We start from the raw sequence: 2408 nt of genomic DNA, 5'->3' as shown, positions 1-2408 counted from the left end.
TTATGAAGAAATAGTCGAACAGGTTTCGCAAGCGTGGAATAAATTCATTTCTGTTCCTGATACGGTTAAAAGCATATGCTCTAGAGACTGGATAAAATTGACTTAATCTTTATGCAGATTGGTATCAGTAATAGCTTAACGAATTGGGCTGTAATTCATTTAGCGCTTCCTATTTTAGTTGTCATAGTTGCGATGAACTTCTACTATTAATTATCTATTTGTTCTTATAATGATAAGCACCTTCAGGGATCAAACATACATGATTGAGATAAACGAACAGATACTGAAAGATATAAATAGAAATTTTATTATTCCTCCTAAACCTGAAATATTAACTGAGTTACAAAATTTAATAGCAACTGGCGATGCGCCTATTGCTGATGCTGCTAAGGTAGTGGTAAAAGACTTAGCGATTTCATCAGCAATACTAAAAATAATAAATTCTCCTGCTTATGGCTTATCTCGTACTGTGTCTGATATAAAACAAGCCGTGATGTTTCTTGGTTGGGACGGAGTCAATGTGCTTGCACAGGGCTTGAAATTAAAAGAAATGTTTGCAACCGATAACAGCTGTATTAGCTTAGAAAGATTTTGGGATACTTCAACCGAGATTGCTAATGTAAACATGATGATAGGTCAGCGTCTTAAAAAACAGATAGCCATAGAGCCCTTGTATACGCTTGGGCTTTTTCATGATTGTGGTGTGCCTCCTATGGCAATAAAATATGATAATTATTTAACCGCTTTGCACTGCGCTAATCAAACAGACAAAGAAACTATTATTGAGATTGAAGAGCGTTTATATAAAACAAACCATGCAGTTGTTGGCTATTATTTTGCTAATAGTTGGCATTTACCAAAAGAGATATGTCAGTTAATCCTCAACCACCACAATGCAGCTATTCTTGCTGAGGTGACAGATACAGATGAGCAAATCTGCTTTGCTATTTTGAAAATGTCTGAAAACTTAGTGACTATGGTCAGACGAGGCTCGCCTATACCACAATGGGGTATTATAGAATCAAAAGTCTTAGATGTACTGCATTTGAATGATGATGAGTATTGTGACTTACAAGAGGACGTTATTGATTTTTTAAACAATTTATCATAACTACATTAAGCATTATTTATGGTTAATTAAGGTTTTTTGCTTTCGCCTCAGTCATTGTTTAGTGCCAATGTTAGTCCAGTTTTTAGCACTATATTTCTACTTGCTTGGGCACCTTACTGAGCAGCCTAATAACCTTGAGCCGCTGTTACCCTGGAACATTGAGTAAACTAGGTGTTGTTAGCCATATGCTTACCGTTGAAGCTCGAAAACAAAAGGAATTAACATTGCGCTAGGCAATGACTTAGATTCACAAGGTTTAGTGTCACTGAGAGATATTTGGATCAATATTCATTACGGGAGATGACCCGCCCATTGCACTTCATTTTAATAAAAAGTGCATGATGGGTGGTGTGGGGGCTGGAGGTTATAGACCTACGTCTACCCGATTAGGTTAAATTAATCACCGTGCCTCCAGACTGGAAAAGCATATTCTAAGCCTTGTTCTTCATGTAAATCTAATAGTGGATCTAGTGCATCAAGATCTAGTCCTGGCGGTACATCGACTGACATTAAAGAAAACTGGTTGAGAGTCTCAACTTTACAACCTAGTCGTTTAAGCATATCTATGAAAAAAGTGGTATCTATACCATCATTATTCATAACCCAGATAACAGAATGACCTGACTTTTTTACAACTTTAAATTCAAATATATGCTCATTTGCTTCATCAGGAGTAGCAGAAAAAATATCGCCATAAGCCAAATCAGGAACAAAGAAAGGGGCATTAACTAACTTATAGTTACCATTAACTCGCTCGCACCAAGCACCTTCAGCACTTACTGGTGGCCAACCGTTTTCGATATCTAAAGCGAACATTACTTTTTTGGCAGACACTGAACTTCCTTTTTCACCTAACGAGCTTGTAGAATAACTCGTTTTTAATTTATTTTTATTGATGCATTAACCATAGCCGAGTTCCTATTTTGATTCAATCGACAACTGACTTTCACATAAAATATAAAAAAGGATTTGCTGTTGCTTTAATTGGCATTTTGCAAGGTATTACAGTTGGTTTACTGGCTATATTACGGCTTAAGTGGTTTTAATGCAGCCTGTTTGCAGCTTTTCTATATTATGAACTAAGCAATACAGTTGTATTGGGAGTTTACTTTCGTTTGAACCCGTAAGATCAGTTTTTTCATGCCTTTGTTGACCGTAAAATTTCGCTTTTCACCTCAGTAAAGCGGCTCTATAAAACCACGTTGTTTGCCATTCCTTCAAGAAAAACCTGTCGTCGCGCCATTGGACTGTCTATTTTGACCTTTATTTTAATTAGCTAACGGTGGATTTAGATCAC

2 protein-coding genes are annotated in these 2408 nt (G+C 36.5%); one reads left to right on the top strand and one right to left on the bottom strand.

The features are described 5' to 3' along the window. Positions 1-259: 259 nt before the first annotated feature. Positions 260-1111, top strand: a complete 852-nt coding sequence (locus H5200_RS22960; RefSeq protein ID WP_182759172.1) for an HDOD domain-containing protein — start codon at positions 260-262, stop codon at positions 1109-1111. Positions 1112-1507: 396 nt separating this feature from the next. On the opposite strand, the gene H5200_RS22955 is transcribed toward H5200_RS22960, so the two are convergent. Continuing rightward, entirely contained in the window at positions 1508-1945 is a 438-nt protein-coding gene (locus tag H5200_RS22955) for a DUF4265 domain-containing protein (RefSeq protein WP_182762790.1), read from the bottom strand. Positions 1946-2408 lie beyond the last annotated feature (463 nt).

It is taken from the genome of Pseudoalteromonas sp. SG43-7 (genome assembly GCF_014164295.1).
GTDB lineage: Bacteria > Pseudomonadota > Gammaproteobacteria > Enterobacterales > Alteromonadaceae > Pseudoalteromonas > Pseudoalteromonas rhizosphaerae.
Note: the sequence above shows the minus strand (reverse complement) of the source record. Positions and strands in the feature narration are given on the sequence as shown.